The sequence below is a fragment of the Streptomyces sparsus genome, assembly GCF_054776295.1.
In genome coordinates, this window is the sequence record NZ_BAAHCA010001013.1 from 1 (window position 1) to 1645 (window position 1645).

Here is a 1645-nt window from a genome sequence, read left to right on the forward strand (position 1 = left end):
GTGTGGCCCGCCAGCGGGAAGGCGCGCGGGACGGCTGGTGCCACGGGGCGGACGAGGGCGGCGCGCGGGGCGGGGGGCTCCTCCAGGACGACGTGGGCGTTGCTGCCGCTGATGCCGAACGAGGAGACGCCTGCTCGGCGCGGACGGCCGTCCCGCGGGGCCCACGGCCGGGGCTCGGTGAGCAGTTCCACGGTGCCGCTCGACCAGTCGACGTGCGGCGAGGGCTCGTCCACGTGCAGGGTGCGGGGCAGCTCGCCGTGGTGCATGGCCATGACCATCTTCATGACGCCGGCGGCACCGGCGGCGGCCTGGGTGTGGCCGAAGTTGGACTTGGCGGAACCCAGCAGCAGCGGCTCTCCTTCGGGGCGCTGCCGTCCGTAGGTGGCGAGCAGGGCCTGCGCCTCGATCGGGTCGCCGAGCGAGGTACCGGTGCCGTGCGCCTCCACCGCGTCCACGTCCGCCGGGGAGAGCCCGGCAGCGGCGAGCGCGGAGCGGATGACCTGCTGCTGGGCCGGTCCGCTGGGCGCGGTCAGGCCGTTGGACGCGCCGTCCTGGTTGGTGGCGGAGCCGCGCACCACGGCGAGCACGGGGTGCCCGTTGCGTTCGGCGTCGGACAGCCGCTCCAGCAGGAGCACGCCGACGCCCTCGGAGAAGCTGGTGCCGTCGGCGGAGGCCGCGAACGCCTTGCAGCGGCCGTCGGCGGCGAGGCCGTTCTGCGCGGTGAACTCGGTGTAGGTGCCGGGGGTTGCCATGACGGTGACACCGCCGGCCAGCGCCATCGTGCACTCGCCCTGGCGCAGGGCGTGGGCGGCCAGGTGCAGCGCGACCAGGGCGGAGGAGCAGGCCGTGTCGACCGTCATGGTCGGCCCCTCCAGACCGAAGGTGTAGGCGACCCGGCCGGCGATGACGCTGCCGGAGACGCCGAGCCCGATGTATCCCTCCATGCCTTCGGGGATGTCGGACAGGCCGGAGGCGTAACCGGAGCCCATGGCGCCGACGTAGACGCCGGTGCGGCTGCCGCGCAGCGAGAGCGGGTTGAGGCCGGCGCGTTCGAACACCTCCCAGGAGGTCTCCAGCAGGAGCCGCTGCTGCGGGTCCATGGCGAGGGCCTCACGCGGGGAGATGCCGAACAGGGCCGCGTCGAAGTGGGTGGCGCCGTACAGGAACCCGGCTTCCAGACCGGGCAGGCGGTCCAGGTCCCAGCCGCGGTCGGTGGGGAAGGAGGAGATGGCGTCGCCGCCCTCGGAGACGAACCGCCACAGGTCCTCGGGGGATTCGACACCGCCCGGGTACTGGCAGGCCATGCCGACGATGACCACGGGGTCGTCGTCGCCGGCGACGGTGGTGGCCGCCGCGGTGTACTCGGCGCCGCCGGTGAGTTCGCGGCGCAGGTAGCGGGCGAGTGAGCTGGCCCGGGGGTGGTCGAAGACGAGGGTGGCGGGAAGCCGCAGCCCGGTCTCGGCGCCGAGCCGGTTGCGCAGGTCGACGGAGGTGAGGGAGTCGAAGCCGAGGTCCTTGAAGGACTGCTCGTCGTCGACGGCGCTCGCCGAGCCGTGGCCGAGGGCGGTGGCGGCGTGGCGGCGCACCACGTCGCGCAGCAGCCGCCCCTGGTCGCCCTCGGTGAGGCCGACCAGGCGCCGGGCCA

General features: G+C 74.5%; 1 protein-coding gene. It reads right to left on the reverse strand.

Features of this window, described 5'->3' with window-relative positions; translation table 11 throughout:
- Window positions 1-1645 (reverse strand): type I polyketide synthase (locus ACYVE9_RS25880; RefSeq protein ID WP_461030320.1); only part of this gene is annotated, 1645 nt, incomplete at both ends.